This is a genomic window from Pectobacterium quasiaquaticum, from assembly GCF_014946775.2.
GTDB lineage: Bacteria > Pseudomonadota > Gammaproteobacteria > Enterobacterales > Enterobacteriaceae > Pectobacterium > Pectobacterium aquaticum.
This window is the reverse complement of the sequence record NZ_CP065177.1, coordinates 1,585,152-1,606,806: the sequence shown is the minus strand read 5'-3', so window position 1 is coordinate 1,606,806 and position 21,655 is coordinate 1,585,152. Positions and strand designations below refer to the sequence as shown.

13 protein-coding genes are annotated in these 21,655 nt (G+C 47.3%); 5 read left to right on the top strand and 8 right to left on the bottom strand.

Annotated elements, in window-relative coordinates:
- Positions 1-785 precede the first annotated feature (785 nt).
- Positions 786-1,730 (bottom strand): DMT family transporter, encoded by a 945-nt coding sequence (locus IG609_RS07405; RefSeq protein WP_404825822.1) that lies wholly within the window; start codon positions 1,728-1,730, stop codon positions 786-788.
- Between the two features lie 309 nt (positions 1,731-2,039).
- Here IG609_RS07405 and IG609_RS07400 point away from each other — a divergent pair, with 309 nt between their 5' ends.
- Positions 2,040-3,761, top strand: a complete 1,722-nt coding sequence (locus tag IG609_RS07400) for a methyl-accepting chemotaxis protein (protein WP_193399065.1) — start codon at positions 2,040-2,042, stop codon at positions 3,759-3,761.
- 68 nt (positions 3,762-3,829) lie between these two features.
- Here the strand turns inward: IG609_RS07400 and dsrB are convergent, their stop codons facing one another.
- Entirely contained in the window at positions 3,830-4,033 is a 204-nt protein-coding gene (gene dsrB / locus IG609_RS07395) for a protein DsrB (protein ID WP_193400362.1), read from the bottom strand.
- A gap of 307 nt (positions 4,034-4,340) precedes the next feature.
- Here dsrB and IG609_RS07390 point away from each other — a divergent pair, with 307 nt between their 5' ends.
- A complete protein-coding gene (locus tag IG609_RS07390) occupies positions 4,341-4,559 on the top strand; it encodes a KTSC domain-containing protein (RefSeq protein WP_193399064.1) in 219 nt (72 codons plus the stop codon).
- Between the two features lie 263 nt (positions 4,560-4,822).
- On the opposite strand, the gene IG609_RS07385 is transcribed toward IG609_RS07390, so the two are convergent.
- From IG609_RS07385 to IG609_RS07370, 4 genes are all read right to left on the bottom strand, one after another.
- Complete coding sequence (locus IG609_RS07385; RefSeq protein WP_193400359.1) at positions 4,823-13,456, bottom strand: glycoside hydrolase family 94 protein; 8,634 nt, start codon at positions 13,454-13,456, stop codon at positions 4,823-4,825.
- 265 nt (positions 13,457-13,721) lie between these two features.
- Positions 13,722-14,645: an LpxL/LpxP family Kdo(2)-lipid IV(A) lauroyl/palmitoleoyl acyltransferase gene (gene lpxL, locus IG609_RS07380; protein ID WP_193399062.1), complete on the bottom strand. Its 924-nt coding sequence runs from the start codon at positions 14,643-14,645 to the stop codon at positions 13,722-13,724.
- Positions 14,646-14,731: 86 nt separating this feature from the next.
- Positions 14,732-14,923 (bottom strand): hypothetical protein, encoded by a 192-nt coding sequence (locus IG609_RS07375; RefSeq protein ID WP_116162547.1) that lies wholly within the window; start codon positions 14,921-14,923, stop codon positions 14,732-14,734.
- Positions 14,924-14,961: 38 nt separating this feature from the next.
- Positions 14,962-15,099 (bottom strand): YnfU family zinc-binding protein, encoded by a 138-nt coding sequence (locus IG609_RS07370; protein ID WP_240348903.1) that lies wholly within the window; start codon positions 15,097-15,099, stop codon positions 14,962-14,964.
- A 526-nt stretch (positions 15,100-15,625) separates the two neighbouring features.
- Here IG609_RS07370 and IG609_RS07365 point away from each other — a divergent pair.
- From IG609_RS07365 to IG609_RS07355, 3 genes are read left to right on the top strand one after another with little or no spacing between them, the layout of a single operon-like run.
- Positions 15,626-15,940, top strand: coding sequence for a hypothetical protein (locus tag IG609_RS07365; protein WP_226373433.1), 315 nt, complete (start codon positions 15,626-15,628; stop codon positions 15,938-15,940).
- Positions 15,891-16,307 (top strand): flagellin, encoded by a 417-nt coding sequence (locus IG609_RS07360; protein ID WP_250127247.1) that lies wholly within the window; start codon positions 15,891-15,893, stop codon positions 16,305-16,307. Before IG609_RS07365 ends, IG609_RS07360 begins: the two co-directional genes overlap by 50 nt.
- Positions 16,308-16,356: 49 nt before the next feature.
- Positions 16,357-16,701, top strand: a complete 345-nt coding sequence (locus tag IG609_RS07355) for a hypothetical protein (RefSeq protein ID WP_226374164.1) — start codon at positions 16,357-16,359, stop codon at positions 16,699-16,701.
- Positions 16,702-17,086: 385 nt separating this feature from the next.
- Here IG609_RS07355 and IG609_RS07350 read toward each other — a convergent pair.
- Together IG609_RS07350 and IG609_RS07345 are read right to left on the bottom strand one after the other, a co-directional pair.
- Positions 17,087-17,931, bottom strand: a protein-coding gene (locus IG609_RS07350) for an IS5 family transposase (RefSeq protein WP_250116837.1) whose coding sequence is annotated in 2 segments (ribosomal slippage) — positions 17,087-17,586 and positions 17,586-17,931 — 846 coding nt in all. Because the reading frame shifts where the segments join, the coding sequence is not laid out codon by codon here.
- Between the two features lie 51 nt (positions 17,932-17,982).
- Complete coding sequence (locus IG609_RS07345; RefSeq protein WP_193399496.1) at positions 17,983-21,591, bottom strand: AAA domain-containing protein; 3,609 nt, start codon at positions 21,589-21,591, stop codon at positions 17,983-17,985.
- Between the last annotated feature and the right edge of the window lie 64 nt (positions 21,592-21,655).

Here is a 21,655-nt window from a genome sequence, read left to right as displayed (position 1 = left end):
TTTAAAACATAAGTTAAGTGATAGACCATATCGCCCAGTTCGAAAATCACTCTCCATTGATGGCATAAAAAACTATCGGTGCCAGATACTGCGAGCTACTGTTTTATCATTTCTTATTCGGGCAATGGTTACTTGCCAACTTTACGCATCACGCTGCGAATCCGTTCATGCGTTGCTTTCTTGTTCCACCCTGAAGACTTGCTTCAACTAAAGCATAGGATTAATCCTAAAACAGCGCAACTGTACCGCCTAATCCATAGCACATACAACGCGACTGAAGAATGAATTTGGCCATTATGTGATACAGATCACGCAAATGAAAGCGCTATGAGCTAAACGCTGTCTGGTCAGATCACTTTTATGCTTATTTTTACGCCAAAAACGCACACAAAACGTTACAAAGAAGAGCATTAAAAATAATAAAAAAGAAACAATTTGGTTGCTATATAAATGATAGATATATAGAAAATCCATCATATCCCAAACACATGCCGTTATGTAAGTTTATACCTTTCACGAAAAACTTACACTTTTTACCCAAAAAACTCTTAACCTCATGTTATAGAGCAACATTTATCTATCCTCTGCCAGAAATCAGTTGCAACGACAACAAAGCATATCGCTCTCGCTGCAAAAAGGTGGTTAAACATTACTGTATTGATATTAAAGAAATTAGTGATTTTTGGGGGGTAAATGTAGGCACTGCAGTATGAAGTGGTTTTCGGTTTCAACGAGCTCAAGCATCACACTACAAACAGTGCCTTCAGTACGATAGATGAGTTGGATCACAGAGGAATTTTACGATCGCTTTTCACGATTCGGTTAACCAGCCAAATACCTGAGCATACCAAGACAAGTGCAAAGAAATATTTCCACTCCAGAATGCTTTCATCAAGAAACAGTGCTGACAACAGCGTACCAGAAACAGGGATAAGGAAATTAAATGGTGCGACCATACCGACCCGATTATATTTCAACAATTGACTCCATAACGAAAAAGCGACTGAAGAAAGCAAAATAAGGTAACCTAGCATCAGTACAGCTTCCCAATCAGGTATCATGAGTGTCCCGCCGGTACAGTATCCTGACATGGTTAAAATAATTCCGCCAATAGCCAGTTGATAACCGGTCATCACCGTTGGATCCATCGTTTGTGATATCCGCTTACCATATATAGTCGATGCAGACAAAATAAATGCAGCAATAACAACGAACCCATCACCTAACAGCGTAAAACCAATGTTCATTCCGTTACTGTTGATATTAACGGCCATGACACCAGCGAAGCCTAATATACAACCAATTAGTTTATTGACATTTAATTTATCATTTTGGTATAGATAATGAGCTAGCAGTACACTAAAAAAAGTACTGGTTGCATTCATGATCGAACCTTTAACACCGGTGGTATAAGCCAGACCGATATAGAAAAAAACATATTGCAGCGATGTTTGGAATATTCCAAGGGTAGTTAACTGCACTAACTGCCCACGCTGAAAGCGCCCGATGGCGCGTCCGCTTAACACAGCAAGCACCAAGAGCAACAGCCCAGCGAACGCGAACCGGTAGCCTGCAAAAACGAGCTTCCCAGGAACATCATTATCTGCAATGTGAAACAGCTCGTAGCCATTTTTAATTGCCGGATAAGCACTTCCCCAGAGCAAACAGCATAATGTGGCGATAAAAAAAACAATTTTTTTATCCGAAAAAAAATGCGTACGCTTTTCCAAAAAAAATCCCTCCGAAGATAGATTTTCCATAATAGCGTTGAACCTCAGACAAATAAAGTTAGGAGGCAGACTCTTTATTTTTATTATACAATCCGTATGATTTCTCATCACGTATTTCTGTTTTCTTTTTAAAGCGTTAAAAACGTGATCGGGATCGCATAGAATTTGATTAAGGTTTCCCAATATGGGCCGATTATCTTTTACATTGGTTGTTTAGCTAATGAATTGTCATTAATGTAGACACTAAAACCTAAACGCCAATGCCGCAGCGCGTGGCATGGTAAATCATAAACTCCTGAGAATGAGCGCATGGATATGAAAATAACGTCAAGGTCTGAGCAGCACGCAGAGGCAGGCATGCTGAGCAATTTACGGCTAGTACCCTTATTCATCATTATTCTGGGTGGTATCATGCTGTTATTTGCAGCATCTATTGGCACATCCAGCTATTTTCTACAAAGCAGCAATCAGTCATTAGACGACGTCACACAAGAAATCGATACCCGAATGGGGATCTCAAACAGTTCCAACCACCTTCGCACCGCACGTCTGCTGCTAATTCAAGCGGCAGCGGCTGCGCGTATTGGTGATTCTCAGGTCTTCAATGACAACCTGAAACAGGCTGAGCAGCGTCTGGAACAGTCGAAAAAAGCCTTCCTTGTCTATGAACAACGTTCGGTTAAAACACCTCAGGATATGGCGTTGGATGGCGATCTGCGTAAGTCCTATGACGCGTACGTCAACCAAGGTCTTATGCTGATGCTCACTGCGGCAAAACAAGGCCTGTTTGAAGAGGTTATCACTCTCGAATCAGAAGAAACCCGGGTTTTGGATTTGGCCTATAACAAATTTTTGCTAGAAGCTGTCGCTTACCGCACACAAAGAGCGAAAGATTTAAACGAAACCGCGCATAAAAATGCACTGCTTGGATATTCGTTAATGGGCGGCAGCTTTGCGCTGGCCACCATTTTAACGCTTCTGACATTCTTCCTGTTGCGCGGGATCCTCATCAAACCGATAAATCAATTGGTCATGAGAATTCAGCGCATTGCGCAGGGCGATTTGACTCAAATGTCGGACCGTTATGGCAGAAATGAAATTGGCACGCTAGCCAGAAACGTTCAACAAATGCAGTCTTCTCTGGTCACAACTGTCACCACCGTTCGGGAAAGCGCAGACTCTATTTACCAAGGTTCGACGGAGATCTCATCCGGTAACACCGACCTTTCCTCGCGAACAGAACAGCAAGCCGCAGCGCTTGAACAGACGGCGGCAAGCATGGAGCAATTAACCGCAACCGTGAAGCAAAACTCAGAAAATGCGCATCATGCTAGCCAGCTCGCCGCAAATGCCTCAGGAAAAGCCAAGCAAGGCGGTGAAATCGTTGCAAACGTTGTGAACACGATGAACAGTATTTCAGGCAGCTCAAAGAAAATATCTGAGATTACCAGCGTTATTAACAGCATTGCTTTCCAAACGAATATTCTCGCACTCAATGCGGCGGTTGAAGCAGCCAGAGCGGGAGAGCAAGGTCGCGGTTTCGCCGTCGTAGCAAGTGAAGTTCGCAGCCTCGCACAGCGCAGTGCGCAAGCAGCAAAAGAGATAGAAACGCTGATTTCTGAATCGGTAAATCTGGTCAGCAGTGGTTCTGTTCTGGTTGATAACGCGGGTCAAACCATGAAAGAGATCGTCGATGCCGTCACTAACGTCACCGACATCATGGGTGAGATTGCATCTGCTTCTGACGAGCAAAGTCGAGGGATTACTCAGGTCGGTCAGGCGATATCTGAAATGGACAGCGTGACACAGCAAAATGCTTCGCTCGTTCAGGAAGCCAGTGCCGCAGCGGCATCACTCGAAGAGCAAGCAGCATTGCTTACCCGTGCGGTTGCAACATTTAAGCTGTCCAGCCATTTATCAGGCGGTCATTCCGCACCGGCTCGGCCGAACGCATTGGCTGCCAAGGACCGTTCATCACTCGCCCTTCCCCGTCAGGCCAACACGGAAAACGGTAACTGGGAAACGTTCTAATACTGGATACCAACATCACTGCGAGCATTGTTCACTCGGACAATGCTCGCATATTGGCATCATCCCATTTACTCTTTTTCTGGCAATATCTTTGGTTCAACAAACGTACCGTCTTTGCTATCCATCTCATTGAAAAACCAGATACCAGATGGGTAATCCTTCAATGCAACTAAATACATTACCCCTTCCTGAAACGTTTCTACAGCAAGAATCGTCCCTTCACGCCGCGTCTTTCCATCGGTTTTAACCGTAACCAGATCATTAACTTTCATAAATTTATCTCAAAATAGCTTCTAACATCAAAAAACAGCATCATCATTTAAAACTACGGTAGGAATAGTAGCTGTATGAAATGATTAATTTTATTTTTTTAACAACGCCATATTGCCCCTCTCTGTCACTACATATCAATTATTCAATTATTCAGGTGATCTTGACCGGCGATAAACTAACGATTTTACTAACCAACCCGCCAGAAATTTGATACATATTCAATAAATAAGCATGATCGTCGACAATGCGTCATGCAGTAAACCTTTTTATACTTTGATCTTATTTTACACTGGGGAGGAACAGACATTGCAGCGGCAGCAGATTTCATCATCACGAATTGATTCCATTGGGTATGACCCAAAGACGCACACCCTTGAGATAGCGTTTCATAACAAAGATATCTATCAATATGTTGGCGTGCCTGAATCTATCTATAAAAAATTTATTTCTGACGCTGTCGTCTCTAAAGGTCGTTTCTTTGATGGCGTAATAAAAGATAAATTCTTATGTCGAAAAAACAGATAGATAAAATTTAGCGACAACCGTTTCGCCACTCGTCGCCGTCCCTTAACTGCGATTAAGAGAGTGATTTTTCGCCACATCAACTTGCTACGTCATCTGTCAGCTATCGCCAAAAATTACCGCTAATTACTTGATTTTAATGTACATTAAATATATCACGATCGGTAGGACATGCGCTCCGCAACCGCTACAACACTCATTGGCTCATAATCAGAAATGGATGATCGCGCAGCGATGTCGGTTAATCAAAAATATAACTCTTTATATTATAAGAACAATTCCAGATGGTGTTCTCCTTTCTCTAACACAATCCCGATCTGTTTCTTCTCCGCACTGAATAGCATATCCCTGCCATCCAGTATTACCTTTGATATCCCTTGGCACTGATGGCGGTCGTTCACGACCTGGATACAATAACGGCTCTCACCTACGGCCACCTGAGCCTCAAAGCCGGGCCAATCATCGGGAATACAAGGTGACAGCATCAACTCGTTTCCTTCACGGCGGATCCCTAATATCCCTTCAATGCCCGCCCGATACATCCACCCTGCCGAGCCGGTATACCACGTCCAGCCCCCCCGTCCCGAATGTGGTGCCACCGAATAAACGTCTGCGGCGATAACATAAGGTTCAACACGGTAGCGGGCGATTTGTTGCGGCGTCGAGCCATGGTTAATCGGATTAAGTAAAGCAAAAAGATCCCTTGCCTTATTCCCCTGTCCTAATTGGGCAAACGCTAGCACCGACCACATCGCGGCATGCGTGTATTGACCACCATTTTCACGTAACCCCGGTGGGTATCCTTTGATATAACCCGGATCGCGCTCGGCACGATCAAACGGCGGCGTAAACAGCAGCGCCAGCCCGTCATCCTGACGAATCAGATGCTGCTCCAGTGAGGCCATGGCCGTCGCCGCCCTTTCTGCATCAGCAGCACCGGAAAGCACTGCCCATGATTGGGCAATAGAGTCAATGGCACATTCATCATTGCTACGACTACCCAGCCATGTCCCGTCATCAAACGTTGCCCGACGATACCAGGCACCATCCCAGGCTGTACGCTCAATAGCCTCCCTGACAGACTCGGCATGATCGCGCCAGCGGGCCGCACGAGTAGTATCATACCGTTCAGCCAACGGCGCGAAGCGCGCGATGGTATAAATCAACAGCCATCCGAGCCACACGCTCTCACCTTTACCCTTCTCACCAACGCGGTTCATACCATCATTCCAGTCACCACCACCGATAAGTGGCAAGCCGTTCTGTCCGGTCAACTGTAAGCATTGATCCAGACCGCGCGCACAGTGCTCAAATAGCGTCGCCGTATCAGCCGACGGCATCGGCTGGAAGAACGCATCATGCTCCCCTTCGGCGACAAGCGGCCCCTCCAGAAAACCGATCTGTTCAGTCAGCACGTCATAATCCTGGCTAACCTGAATATAATTCGCCGTGGCAAACGCCAGCCAAACACGATCGTCGGAAATCCGTGTTCTCACCCCAGCTCCCGAATGCGGTAGCCACCAGTGCTGCACATCACCTTCGGTAAATTGCCGTCCCGCCGCACGTAATAGATGCTGGCGCGTCTCCTCCGGTCGGGAAAAGGTTAAGGCCATGCCGTCCTGTAACTGGTCGCGGAAACCATATGCGCCGCTGGCCTGATAAAAACCACAACGCGCCTGAATACGGGAAGACAGTGTTTGATAAAGCAGCCACCCGTTAAGCATGATATCCATGGCGCTATCGGGTGTTTTAACGCGGATCGCCCCAGTTACCGATTCCCAATACGCTTCCACGTCATGCAAAACTGCATCCAGATCGATCTGCCGATATTTCTCCACCAGCTTTCTGACCTGTTCAACAGACGCCGCCTGCCCGATGAACCAGACAATCTCAACCTCCTCGCCGGGCGCAATCGTCACCGCCGTCTGTAACGAACAACATGGGTCAAACCCCGCAGCAGTATTCCCCGACAATGGGCTTTGGTTTACCAACGCTAAAGGCGCGTGCATATGCCCGTTACGCCCGAGAAACTCCGTTCTGTCTGCCGTCAGCGACTGCTGGCTACCCGCCAGATCAGAAAATCCAAACCGTCCGGGAAAACTACCAGACCACGGATTCTGAACCAACACTGCACCCGTTTGTGAATCCACATGGCTTAACAGATAAGGCGCGCTGGCGCTACGTGATGTACCCAGCACCCATTCTGCATAAGCGGTAATCGTCAGTTGCCGCGTATGCATAGAAGTATTACGCAATCGCAAACGCGAGATTTTTATCGCGTCACTCAAAGGGACATACTGCAATAGCATCGACTCGATATTATTGGCAGCATGGGTAAAACGGCTATAGCCAAAACCGTGGCGTGCAACATAACATCCGCCGTCATTAATCGGCCATGCCGTAGGGGTCCACAGTGCACCACTCATCTCATCGCGGAGATAAAGTGCCTCACCGCTAGGGTCAATCACCGCGTCATTGCTCCAAGGTGTTAATTGATTTTCACGGCTATTTTCTGCCCAACTGTAGCCACTTCCCTGCGCCGAAACCTGAAAACCAAACGTTGGATTGGCGATCACATTAATCCACGGTGCTGGCGTAGTGTGCTCAGTATCCAGCACCGTGACATATTCCCGGCCTTGCCGATCAAAACCGCCAATTCCATTAAAGAATGCCAGCCCTTCAGGACGGGAAGTGTTATCAGGCTCGGATTTTGGCGGGATGAGGATTATCGGCCTAGTTTCCTTATCGGGATACGAAATGAGCGCCAACTGATGGGAAATCGGCCCACGACGTGCAATCAGCGAGACGCGGGCGATTGATAGCAACAGCGCTCTTGCTTCTACTGACATTAAATCAGCACGTAGCGCAAAAACCTCCCCTCGCGTTGATTCTCCGCCAAGGCGGGCTCTTGATTGGCTGCTACGAATGGCCGTTTCAATCGCTATCTGCAAATCCTGAATATAGGATGAGGAACGCTCGTTAACGATCACCAGATCGACATTCAATAGCTTCATTCGCCAGTATTCATGGGCCCTTAATAGCTGATGTACCTGCGCCATATCGTCAAGATCATCAATACGCAGCAACACGATCGGTAGGTCACCAGAAATAGACAGTGGCCACAGATCGGATTGTTTCCCTGCGCCCTTCACAATAGATTCAGACGGCGCACGAAAACGAGGATCGGCATAAATGATTGGCGCGGCTAGGCGCTGAAAATCTGCCGCTTCCTCAGATTTCACGCCGAGATGGCGCAACTGCACCTGAGCCTGCGTCCAGGCAAACGTTTTATCCCGCTCATAGGCGCTGCGATCGTGGTGCTTATCAATCACATCAATTAACGCTTCGCGGGAAGCCGCCACCACGGTCCAAAATGCCACTCTCACCGTTTTACCGGCAGGAATTCGTACCTCTTGACGAAGTGAGAAAATAGGATCAAGTACCGTACCGGTGGTATTCGACAAGACCTGATGACCCAGAATGGCATCAGCTGTCATCACTGATTTACCCTTGCCAATAAAACGCGCTCGGTCTGATTCATACTGCATCTTGCTGCCAGTGGCCCCTTCCAGCACGACAAAATGCGCGGCCCAGACGGGAGGGTCATCCGGCGTTCGTGGGCGTCGGGTCGCAATCAGGGCGGAGAATGCCTCCAGATAGTCAGTTTGTACAAACATGCGGGAAAATGCAGTATGTGCCGTGTCGGCACTGGGCGGCGCCAACACCATTTCCGCGTAGGATGTCAGTTCGATATCACGCTGGCGGCGTCCACTGTTTGTCAATGTGACTCGGCGAACTTCCCCATCGCTTTCCCCCGACACCAACACATCAAGCGTGGTGGTCAAAGAACGCTCATGGCGGATAAACGATGCGTGATCTTCACCGAAAATCACCTCATAACGATGCCTTGGTTCCCCCACCACATTACCGATAACGCCAGGAGATTCGGGGACATGGCCCACGGACTCACTTAGCTGACGTTGTTCACCGGCGGACCAAATTCTGTTGCTGCGTATATCACGCAGCAACACAAAACTCCCCCAGTTATCCTGAGTGGTGTCTTCACGCCAGCGAGTAATGGCTAATTCACGCCAGTGGCTATAGCCGGAACCCGTTGTGGTAAGCATCACCGCATAGCGGCCATTAGAGAGCAGATGTGTCATCGGCGCCCCCGTTGGCGATGCAGAGAATCGCCGCAACATCGCCGCCTCATTGCGGCTTTCACCTCCGCTGGCCTTCGCCTCTTCAACCTGAGGCTCAGCAAGCGCCACCTGCGTCGGCAAACTTTCCTGTAACAGCAGCTCACAGGATTGAATCATTGGTTCGCGGTGGAAACGACGGCGCATATTACCGTCATGCAAAGTATTGGCGATCGCGATCAGCGTCATCCCCTGGTGGTGCGACATAAAGCTGTAAACGATAGCCACTTTTTTGTTATCCGGCAGACGAGACGGCGTGAAATCAAGCGCCTCATAGAAGCCATAGCGGCCCGACGCCCCCATATCAGCCAAACGCGCATAGTTTCGGCAGGCAGCAAGCGGGTCCACCATGGTTGCCAAGCCAGTAGCATAAGGTGCGACAACCAGATTGTCTGCCAGCCCACGCTTTAAACCTAAGCCAGGAACGCCAAAATTTGAATACTGATAGGTAAAATCTATATCCCGTGCATTGTAGGCCGATTCGGAAATCCCCCATGGCACGGATAACGCTCGACCATAAACCTGCTGTTGTGCCACAACCGACCGTGTGGTTTGTTCTAATAAACTCCCCATAGGAGCACGCATGACCAGCGATGGCATTAAATATTCAAACATCGAACCCGACCATGACATCAGCGCCGACCCGTAAGCAGTACGCACAGCCGAACGCCCCAAACGGAACCAGTGACGCGTACTCACATCCCCTTTGGCAATCGCAAACAGGCTGGCTAATCTGGCCTCGGAAGCCAACAAGTCGTAACAGCTCACATCCAATTGGTTTTCTGGCATCAAATAGCCAATTGATAGCAATTTGCGTTCAGGATCGACAAGAAAGGCGAAATCCATCTCTATCGCCATCTTGCGTGAACGTTCAGCCACTACACGCAGGCTTTCCATCAGGGATTCAGACTCTGTCACAGAACCGTGCTGCTCACGCTCATGGGCGATCAGCATCGATTGCGTCGCATTAATCCAGAAAATGGATTCTGCAACGTCATCTTCATTGGCTGGTGTTAACCGCGTTTGCGTCCGCTGTAGCAATTGATCCAATTGCAATATTATTTCCGGTAACAGGCGTTCCGGTGGCAAATGGCTATTTCGCAAACTGTCGATTTTATCTAACAACCGGAGCAAGACGGATTCATTCTTCGTTGCTTGATGAAGCAGTAGTGATGTACGGATCAACTGCAGGTGGTCAGCCAAAGATTCCCGATAATCCGACAACACATTTTCTTCCCGCCAAAGCTCGCAGGCATTCGCCAGAACGATCAAATGCCCAGCCAAATTGCCACTATCCACCGAGGACACATAAGCCGGTTGCAGCGTTTGTAAATCCCGCGTGTCATACCAGTTAAAAAAATGACCGCGAAAACGCGATAATCGATCCATGGTGCTCAGTGTCGCATTGAGCCGTTCAACCACCTCAGTCAGGCCAATCCAACCAAAATCGCGCGCTGCGACGGTAGACAGTAAATACAGACCGATATTGGTTGGGGAAGTCCGGTGAGCCACAACCGGTTTCGGTTGCTCCTGGAAATTATCTGGTGGCAAACTGTTTTCACCTTCAGTAACAAAGGTTTCAAAAAAGCGCCAGGTACGTCGGGCGGTCAATCGCAGCGCCTGTTTATCTGCCTCACTAATGTTTTCCTGACGTGACATTGAGCGCTCGCGACTCACTTGCAGTGCGAGAGCTGGCGCAGCAAGCCACACAATGCCAAGCGATAGCCAAAGTGGCCAATTCTGCGGAGTCATTAACCACCCGCCTCCCACCGCCGCCACACCGAGTAACACCCCGCCCAGCATTTGACGATAAAAGCCCACCAGCGTCAGGCGGGGACAGCGACCCGACTGCGCTGCCGTCGTCCATTCAAGTAAATGCTGGCGGGTAATCGTTAGCCGTATCAACGTGCGAATGAGTGCATCGAGCGCTTGCCAGCTATGATCGGCAAGAAAGACAAAAGAGAGCACGACCTGCATAAAAGCTAGCTTAAGGTCGCGCAATAAATGCCGGATAGGCTGGCTTTGACTCAGCGACTGTTGTCGGGTTATGCCACGCACACCGCGTGCGATAACATCCCATAACGCAGGCAGGCAGGAGGGAAACGCCAAGACCAGCAGGACGATAGCGATGCCCTTCCATGCCATATCAGGCGGTAGCACCGCACATCCAATCAGCATCAATAGAAGGCTTGGAGCGAGCAACGATCGGCGTAAGTTATCAATCATTTTCCAGCGCCCCACTGCGGGTAAATGCACCGTCGTACCTGACACTGACGGCATCCGCCCCAGAATCCATGGCAGCAACTGCCAGTCACCGCGCGTCCAGCGATGTTGTCGTTTGACGATAACGTCATAGCGAGAGGGAAAGGTTTCGATTAATTCAACATCAGAAGCCAGCCCCGCACGGGCATAAATGCCCTCAAAGAGATCGTGACTGAGCAGGCTATTTTCAGGAATACGGTCTTTGAGCGCGCGTTCAAACGCATCGACATCATAGATACCTTTACCGGTATAGGACCCTTCGCCAAACAAATCCTGATAGACATCGGAGATCGCCGCTTCATAAGGATTAATGCCCCCCGGTGCCGAGAAAATCCGCTGATATAAGGAAGTTTCATGCCCGGCAGGCAGAGATGGCGTAATGCGAGGCTGTAAGATGGCATATCCCGCCACAATATGTTCCCCGTGCCGATCCCAGCGCGGTTGGTTGAGAGGATGAGCCATTTTGCCAATCAGTTTTAAGGCCGTATCCCGCGGCAAGCGCGTATCCGCATCCAGCGTGATCACGTAGCGAACATCAGCAGGAACATGAATGTGATGACCGTCTACCGAAATAAAGTGGGTATCCGTCGCGCCACGTAATAACCGGTTAAGCTCATGCAATTTCCCGCGCTTACGCTCCCAGCCCATCCACACGTTTTCCGAAGCATTAAAGACCCGTCGACGATGCAATAACAAAAATCGGTCACCCGCAGGCCCTTTTCCATAACGTTCATTGAGCTGTTGTATGGCAAGTAATGCCTGCGTCAACATGGGTTGATCGCCTGCAAGGTGTTCCGTTTCGGCATCCACACCATCAGTCAACAATGCAAAGGTGATATCGCCCTGCCCACCAGATAGGTAGTGAACTTCAAGCTGTTCGACCTGCTGTAACAGATCTTGCTCGCGGGACAACAGCGTTGGCACCACGACTAATGTCCGGCAATGGCTGGGCACGCCTTGCAACAACTCCAGCCCAGCTAACGGTGCTGCACCAAATAGCCAGGTGACCAACCGATTAACCCAGGTGGTCGCGACGTCAGAGCAGGGAATGATACAGATCAGCCCCATTACCACGAGCCAGACATTCGACACCGCAGGAGAAGACAACACGATGCCGATCCCCGCCAGTAAAAGCACAGTAAAAAACGCGATAGCACCAACATAGCCGCGCATGCCACCATTCAGGGTAAAGCGATTGAATCGCAGTAGAAACGCGGGCTGAAAACCGATCGCCTCTTCAAGCTGTGGCCTTCCCTCCGCAATCAGATAGTAACCCGGTTCGCGCTTACGTTCGGTAAGTTCGTCAGAATGCGAAGAAGCTGGCACCTGTTGTGCAAGTAAAAGCGCTTGTTCTGTAATATCCAGCTCAGAGCTGGATGCCTGACGCGCGAGTTGCTCAATCGCGCTGCGGTATAAATTTCGAGTAGGGAAATCCATGGTCGCAAAGTCACTGTTCGCCCGCAGACGTGCATCAACAAGACTCACGCTTTCGAAAAACTCAGCCCAATCGATATCCGAAATTAATCGCATACTGGTAATGATATTGCGCACAGTGACATTAGAAATGCCCAGACGCTGCTGAGCGTGTTGCACAACTTCTTCTGTTGAACTTCCCTGCTGTTTTAGCCGTTGTTCAAGCCACCCTAATGCGGGCGTTGTCTTTGGATCCTGATCGCGTAGTCGCTTGACCAACTGTGCCGCAAACGTCTCCGACAGGGGGGCATCGTTATCAGAAGAAAGAATATAAGCGGAGAGATAGCTATTTGCTATTTCATCGCCTCGAACGGCGCCAGCCTCACCGGATTGCAAAAGTTCATTGGCAACCCGCTCAGCATCTGCGCGAGCCTTGCGCCCGACAGTCATCTGGTCAGCCAGACGTCGCAGATTTTCTATCAACACAATGCGCAAGGTAATAGCCACAGCCCATAGCTCACCGATCGTCAGAGGCTGAACATCCTGATACGCCATAATAAAGCGACGTAAAGCAATGGGGTCAACATGGCTGTCAGTATGAGCAATAAAGGCCCATACCAGCCCAAATACCCGTGGATAACCGGCAAAAGGGCCTTGTAACAGTTTGGGTAGCTGGCGATAGTAACGAGGTGGCAAGTCTTCACGGACTTCACGAATTTGCGCGGCGACCAGATGGTAGTTATCTAGTAACCATTCAGCAGCAGGCACAACACTGCCCCCTTTATCCAGCTCTTGAGCACTAGCTCGGTAAGAGGCCAGTAATACTTTCGCATTATCATTCAAGCGCTGGTGTAACGAGATCACATCAGGTGGCGATAAGGTCACAGGCTGCGCGCTGGCTAACGTGCGACCGTGTTGCTCTAAGCGCTCCATGCCGAATAGATCCCCTCTGACGGGGAGAATGTCATTCCAAGGCGAAGCAACATCTTGGCGGGAGAAGGAAAAGTGGCGGGAAAATATTTTCATAATCGCCTTTTGGTCTGGATGCAAAATACGCACTGACCACCTTAAAGGTAACGTTCAGAAAGCCAGGCAAACCTTATTGGTCAGGATTACCGACACTTGATACAGGAACTGAATAAAAAATACGGGTCAATTGCCCAAATGGTGAGAGAAATTGGAGTCAAGAAAAGAGAGGTAAGGAAGTATAGTCGATAAACGCTAATCCATTAGGCGCGGTCAAAAAACAGAAAAAGCAAAACGTACAACGAAATAATTCAAAGATAATAAATTAAATATACAAAGAGGGTTCACCGTGAGGCCGAGTTTTAAAGCGCCGATGCAGCCAGAGATACTGCTCAGGGGCCCTCATGATTTCATGTTCTATCATTTTATTCAGATAATGAGCTGCTAACAGACTGTCATCATAAGGATATTCTTCTAAGATCGGAGAAATAATAAGTTGATACCCTTTTCCACCATCCTTACGAATCACGACAGCCGTCACCAATTCAGAACGGGTCAGCTTGGCAATAATAAACGTCCCATTGCTGGTAGCTGCACGTTCTACGCCCAGAAAAGGCACAAATACACTGCCTTTTACGCCATAATCCTGATCGGGTGCAAACCAAACAATGCCGCCTTGCTTCAACGTGTGCACCATTGAAATGAGTTTTTTCCGGTCAACCAATACATTTCCCGATCTCGATCTCCCCCATTTTTGCACCAGTTCCAACACTTTATTATTATGAGGACGATACATCACAGTCATCGATTTGCAATGGCCTAAAATACGAAAATGCAACTCTAGCGTCATAAAATGTACACCAACAACGATAACACCACATCGCTTACTATCAGCCTCTTGTAAGTGAGTAATACCAATAATATCAACCCATTCTTTTATTCGCCGATCGGACCAAAACCATGCCATCCCAGTCTCCAACAGTGCAATACCAAGAGAGGAGAAGTTATCAATGAGTTTACTCTCAAGCTGTTGAGATGAGATGTCAGGGAAACAAAGCATCAAATTACGCCTGGCAATCGCTACCCGTCTTTTTAAAAAACGCATTGATTGGCGCCCTAACCATCCCCCAAATACCACCAATATAGGATAAGGTAATTGGACCAATAGAAATAATATTCCCAGACCAAGCCATAATAGCCAGTATCTGGGATGCCCGTAGCTTAAAAAAAACCGATAGCGATTAAACATATTTTTATCTCTACTCATTTTTGCGTGGTTGGCACTCCGTTTAAGTTACCACCATACAGATATGAAAATAACGAAAAATCATTTAATTATTGTAACTTATCATACTCATCGGACAATATTTCATAAATTTTACTAAAACGCTGCTGGATAATAAGTGGTTGGCCTTCTCTTGCGGCAAGCACACCAGAGAGAATCACACAAGTCTGTGTGAATAAAAACACTTTAAGCTCTTCTTTAGTCAATTGGAATGTTCCTCCATTAGAGGCAATCAAGCCCATTCTATAATTCTTTGAAAATGGAAGATAAATAACATCCTCTACTCTCCCCTCGGCAAAAAATACAATCCACACTTAGGACAAATAACCGTAATATTTTCGCGAAATCTATTTCTTTTCTGCTCAGTGATATGGTTGCATACGGGACAAGTCACTTTCACCGTTGTGCGATTAAACATCTGAAGAAAATCAAAGGTAGCCATACATTGTACCAAATAGGTGTATGAATATGCAGTGTACGCCCTAAAATCATAAATAGCACGATATCATCGTCATTAGCCTAAAATATCTAACATTAAAACTCAACACCCTGTTATTCAACAAAAAAAAGAAACCAACCAGATTCGGACACTTATAGAATAAGTATCATCCTGAAAAAATCGATCAATATTTCCTTATAGGAAAAATGGATAACCACATTGAGAATGTAACAGAAACACTTTCATTGAATAATCCGCCCACCTCCGAAAACGTTTATAAAAAAAACATTAACACCAGATTTAATTAGAAAATAAAAACACTATTTTATTTACAATAAGGTGGCAACACCTCCAATTAGTAGAAAATATATTTTTAGATGAAGGCTCTGTAGCGGTCAACTAATTTTGGCCACATCTTTGTAGCCAAGCCATTATCTGCGCTCGGATTCATTCGGAGCCAAACCATCATTGTACTGATGCCGCTGGTCAGGCTATTGCCAACCGGATGACTGCCAATCTGAATGCCAACAGCGTTATCACCAACGGAATGAAAGACGGTCTCAGCCTGATGCAAACGGCTGAGCCTGGTCCTCAGCCGGTCAAGCTGGGCGACACCATACTGCTGGCAGAGAAATTTCCCGATGCCAATATCCAGTATCCCTTCACTTCTGGTGTGGTTTCACTGGCTTACATTCCTGCTGGCGCAAAAAATATCACCATCGACTCATTAAGCGCCGATGACGATATCCAGCTCTTTGCCTGGGATGGCAGTGCCGATCAGCAAAGAAACGACGTTTGTCATCGGGGCGAGTTTCGGTGATACATTGCAAACGGTCACCCTCGACCCAATGCCTGCAGACAGCCAATCGCTGGGGCTTTCCTCTGTCATGCTGGGTACGCCAGAGCAGGCCAGAGCGGCAGTAGCCACGTTCGATGATGCGCTGAAAAAACTGGACGGTTACCGCAGTGAATACGGCAGCCAGATGAACCGCTTCGAATCCGTCACTACCGTACTGTCACAAGAGAAGGTTGCCACCGCTGCTGCCCGTTCCCGCATATTGGATGCCGATTATGCCCTTGAGATTTCCGCGATGACAAAAGCCCAGATCCTACAGCAGGCATCGATGGCAATCTTGTCACAAGCCAATCAGCAGTCGGGAAACGTATTAAAGCTGTTACAGAGATGATGCGTCGTCAGATATCACTTTGCTATTTTTCTACTGAACCACTATCGCTATGAGCATTGAGATATTCAGCCGCTGCCCTTTCACCACGGCGGCGTTTACCTGTCTGGAAAATAGGGATAGTGGCAATGTGTCAATAACCATTGTTGATATCGAACACGGTATCGACATGACGCTATTGACGCACATCATTACCGCCAAACACCGAACATTCATCATTATTCTCAACAACCGCAAACATGCACCAGTGATTGTGGCTAAAAAGGTATTACTGTTATCGAAACACGTGCCGATAAGCACGATTAAAAAAGTACTCTCTGCCCTGTCATCGTTCAGAGAAATAAAAGGCAAGACGATATTGTTATCACCGAATGAGAAAATATTCTTTGGCTATTGACTGGACAGAATAGCAATAAAAACCATCGCAAAGAAGATGGTTAGAACCCATAAAACCGCCAACAATATGAAAAACAATATCTACAGAAAATAGGGCATAAAGGACCTGCTCACCTTTTTACTCATCGCCAGAATCTCACATATGCAACGTATCGCTGATGCCGAACATCACAGGGTTACCTACGTCGATAAGGTCGCGTGAGATAACATTCTGAGAGCAACAAGACGCTTGAACCCCACTGATTTTGCGAGTGTTGCTACCAGAACAATACTGCCGGATGAGGACACCCCCCGAACAGATAAAGTATGTTTTACTTTAACTGTAGATTTGCCTCATCCGGAGCCGCTCTCAATGGAGACTACTTAGCTAATCTAGGGTGTGTCCCTTAACTTAACAACCGCTTCAAAAATAACCTGATCGCCGCCAGTTTTAGCATACTCAGGTAGTTTCTGGCTGTTTTCTCCGAACGGGTAGCGATACGGCGATTTTCTTTGAGTATCGCAAAGCAACGCTCCACGACATTGCGTTTTTTGTACAGACTCGTATTGAGAGGCCGACGTCCGTCCTGACTGGCCTTCTCATTCGATTTAAACGGAATAACCGCTTTTATTCCTTTTATTTTCAAATAAATGCGAATACGTCTACTGGAGTAACCCTTATCCGCCAGTACTGCTTTCGGACGTGATTTCAGGTTCCCGCTTTTTCGGATAACCCCGACTCGGTTAAGCAAGCTTTCCGCATATCGGCTTTCGTGGGCTTGTCCACCGCTCAGGCAAAAACTCAGCGGTAATCCTGTGCCATCTGTCGCCAGATGGATTTTGGTGCCAAAGCCGCCGCGAGAGCGACCCAGCCCATGGTCCTCGTGTTCATCGGGATGTTTTTTTTCGCACCGGCCGCCGCTTTCAGGGCGCGAACGTTACTGCCATCCAGCGCGATAACATCCCAGTCAATCAGTGCTTTTTCATCCAAGAGTTGGAGTAATTTATTGAAAATACTGTTCATTACTCCGGCTTTAGACCACCGGTTAAAGCGGTTGTAAATGGTTTTCCATTGACCATAACGCTCTGGTAAATCCCGCCACGGCGCGCCGGAGCAAAGTACCCAAAATATGCCATTCATGACATGCCTGTGAGCAAAGTAAGGACGCCCGCCTCGGGAAGAGCCTCTTTCAGGCGGCAGCATAGGAGAAATCAGTGCCCATGCATCATCGGGAAAATCGTAACGAGCCAAATTGAAGCACTTTTTATGGTGAAATCATGCTCCTGATTGTACAAAAAATAGTTACGGGACACAGCTTAGTCCCAGACGTTCACGCAATTCCTTAGCCAGCGAAGAATCATCAAGTTCTGCACTTATTTCATGGCGAATGGCATTATTAAATTTTTCACTACGCTGACAGCTATTATGGTAACCGTGTGAAAGCCAATTCCAGCTACCAAGAATAATATAGCGGCCATCGATCATTAATATTTTTTCATGGGTGCCTTCCACTAAACGAACAACATTTTCTTTTCCAAGTTTCTCACGATATTCCGCAACTAAAAGCTCATCGTTATCATCAGCTCGTTCAACACTTTGATGATAATAGCCATAATAGATTTTTACCTTAACACCACGTTGCTGAGTGGCAACTAGTTGTGCCAGCTCAGGTCTTTGATACTCTTTCCCCCCCCGTCTTATCCATGGTGTAATGACAACCAGTTCCTTTTCACTTTGGGAGGCCAGCGCACTGAACGCTGCAATATGTTCACAGTCACGATAATAACGCTGCAAGCGTGGTGTTTCGCTCAGACCTGAAAATTGTGGATGTTGACTACCCTGTTCAAGAATAAAGTCATCCGCAACACTATCAGCAAGAACCTTAAGATATCCCCCTGCCTGTCGCAAACGGTGGTAATTACCGACAACAATAAATTGCTGCCTGGCACGAGAAACTACCACGTTGAGCATATTAGGTGCGCCATTTTGGAAATTAGCTGCGTCCAGAGGATGAAAAATCACCGGACTATAAATGATGACATCAAATCCAACCCCTTGAAACTGATGCACAGTACCAATGCAGGTTTTCTGACCATGGTTCATACGCTGAGCAAGACGATTAATCAGCAATATCTTCTGATTAGAATAAGGTGTGACAATGCCAACATCCGAGGTCAAGTCATATCCTGCCTCTTCAAGCTTATCCAACAGTTGCTCAATCGCATCGACTTCATCAGTATTGGTATTAACGACGTTCCCTTTTTGGCCTTCTACGCTGTAAAACATCAAATGGTGACCACCGGACTTCTCAAAGGCTCGGGCAATACGTTCAGCAGGTTTTGCCGTTTCTACCGTGACACCACGGTAACCTGCCAACCGAATAAAAAGGTCGGCAATCGGTTTCTGACACCGTCGATGCTCATCAAGAACAATACCGTTGCCGATATCATCCGCTCGGCCAGAAAGAGAGCCCGCAGCTCGGTGCCAGCCCGTAACCGTTGCTGGAGAAACACGTTCATACAAGGTGTTGTTATCTTTAAAGTGGCGCTCACGCAGTTGTGTTTGTAAATTTTCAGATAGGTTCCGAATCGGTTCGATTTGCAGCGGATCACCAACAATCATCGCTTTCTCACTCCGGCTCAGTAATGGAACCAGAGACTCAACAGAAACCATTCCAGCTTCATCACAAAGAGCCAGATTCCAAGGTTTATGGCCCTTGAGTTCATCAAGCTTACGATAACCTGCCATTTTCCAGGCAGATACCAGCGTCGTCGCCATCACCGGATAAACCAACGACAGCAAGGAATAGAATTCATCCAGCTTATCCAGCCAACGGTAATAGCCCGCGCTCTTGCTTCCACTGATCAGTGCCTGCCAGTGGGTTAGCACCTCTTCAAGTTCATTTTTTCGCTTCAACTGTTCCTGCCAAAGATAAGCAATAGCAGCTTCAAACATTTCGCGATGCTGGCTGATAAAACGTTTACGTAAAATATCGCACCAGCTTCCTTCTGGATAATACCGTTCATGCAGAGCCATTGTTTCTTGAGCATGCACGACTTTATTCCATAGCTCTTGTAATTCAGTCGTTTGGTTCTCCAAGTCCTGCAAGACCTTTTCTTGCTTCTCGTCAGGCTCACTCTGTAAAAGCAATTTCATCAGCTCAAGATTTTCTGGCTGTAGTGACAGTGCTTCTCCCGAATCAGCCAAAGCAGCTAATTGTTGATGAGAGTGTGCAGTAAGGTTGAAATACTGAAAATCCGCAGGTGACGCAGTGTGCATTTTCTGTAATCGTGCGCGGTACTTTCCTTCAAACAGGCGGGCCAGATATAACCTAATACCACTACGTGGGTAGTCTCGGTAATGAAGTTCAAGCGCAGGCCGTAATGGCGAATCAATCCAGCGAAGCATTTGTTCTGCATTATGCGGTAGTGCCCAGATTGCTTGCTGCGTTTGATAGACTTTTTTTGCTTGCTGATAGCGTGCTTTTTTCTCGCGTAATAGCACAAGGCTTTGCGCTAACTGATCGGCTAAATCGGTAAGATCGTCAGGATGGTAAATGGATGCGCTCACTCCCTGCTGCTGCGCATAGCTAGCAAACACAGCTAGCTTCTCAGCAAAGCGCTCGGGAAGTTTTTCGACTTTCGTTGTATTCAATTCACAATCGACGACGGATTGGAGAGCAATAGCTTTGTGGTTCAGGTACTGTTTGTAACACAGAGTCAGCTCATCACGGTGTTTGAGCAAAATAGCCAAACTATGTCGTTGCGTTTCGTCATTGTAGCGCTCCTGCCGCCAGCGGCTTATGAGGTTTTCTAATCGAGGAAGCTCGTTCTGCACTTGCTTCTTGGAACCACCCTGGAACCACAGCCAGTCAAGGTTTTGGGTTAGTGGGTCCGCTCGCAGATCATCAATAATATTTTCCACTGCTTTAATGGCAGTAGAGGTCACCAACATACCGAAATTACCGTCTTCCCTATCCGCAATGGCAAGCGCACGCGTGACGAGTTGCTGAGCAATCAGTGATTTAAATAACGTTGTTTTTCCCGTACCAGGGGCACCTTGTACTGCAATCAGACGCTCATCTTGATTAATTGCCTGAATGGCCTCCATCTGACCATGTCCAAGCGGATAATGCGTTTCAAACAATCCACTCGTTACCCGTTCATATATCTCAGGGGGATGATCATCACTATGGATACGATTGAGGTACTGCTCTAGTAACGGGAATTCAGCCTGACTATTGTTACACAACCAACTAAAGTCTTCCTCATCACGCTTCAGGTTGTAATCTTCGTTATGTTGCGGTGCAACAAGAGCGTTAAATGCGTTTTCTAGTTTATGTTTACCGTTAGATTGCTGTATAACCCAAGCTTGGAGTGCTTCAAACGCGCTAATGAAGGAATCATATTTACGGCCAGTTAGCGCACTAACGATACTCATCATATGGCGATTTTCGCCTAACTCAGCCAACTGAATGCCAAACATCTCACGGAAGGCGAAAGGCAACGCGCTTACTAGTTGTCCATCTTTAACAGGTATGAGTAGAGAGCGATTTTCCTGCTCAAAAAACGATTTTGGTAGTGGGAAAGAGAACAGTGGCAAATATTTAACATTCGATTTTTCACGTTCAGATTCAATACAGCGTAGTAGTGGAAATAGCAGATTAACTGGCTCTACAGAGATGATTTCACCCTTTTTACCATATTTGACAAAATGCCTTTTCCAGTTTTCATACGTCTCAGTGGGTATATGAAGGCAGATACCATTTGGAGCATCGTTACAATTGCTTTTGCTCAGTACGAGTTGGTGATCTTCATGCACCTGATTGGCTGAGATCTTACTTCTTTCTGCACCACTACATTTCAGATAATCTTGCCATGCTGTGAGGATAATTTTTGAAGAATTTTTCATTATTATTGGTACGCCTTGTCAGTCCATGTCCTGTAAAATCGACCTCCCAATAATATCATAGACA

Coding starts and splice junctions, on each gene's coding strand:
- IG609_RS07400 (WP_193399065.1), top strand. CDS start 2,040: ATGGATATGAAAATAACGTCAAGGTCTGAGCAGCACGCAGAGGCAGGC.
- dsrB (WP_193400362.1), bottom strand. CDS start 4,033: ATGAAAGTTAATGATCTGGTTACGGTTAAAACCGATGGAAAGACGCGG.
- IG609_RS07385 (WP_193400359.1), bottom strand. CDS start 13,456: ATGAAAATATTTTCCCGCCACTTTTCCTTCTCCCGCCAAGATGTTGCT.
- lpxL (WP_193399062.1), bottom strand. CDS start 14,645: ATGTTTAATCGCTATCGGTTTTTTTTAAGCTACGGGCATCCCAGATAC.
- IG609_RS07375 (WP_116162547.1), bottom strand. CDS start 14,923: ATGGGCTTGATTGCCTCTAATGGAGGAACATTCCAATTGACTAAAGAA.
- IG609_RS07370 (WP_240348903.1), bottom strand. CDS start 15,099: ATGTTTAATCGCACAACGGTGAAAGTGACTTGTCCCGTATGCAACCAT.
- IG609_RS07365 (WP_226373433.1), top strand. CDS start 15,626: ATGACTGCCAATCTGAATGCCAACAGCGTTATCACCAACGGAATGAAA.
- IG609_RS07355 (WP_226374164.1), top strand. CDS start 16,357: ATGAGCATTGAGATATTCAGCCGCTGCCCTTTCACCACGGCGGCGTTT.
- IG609_RS07345 (WP_193399496.1), bottom strand. CDS start 21,591: ATGAAAAATTCTTCAAAAATTATCCTCACAGCATGGCAAGATTATCTG.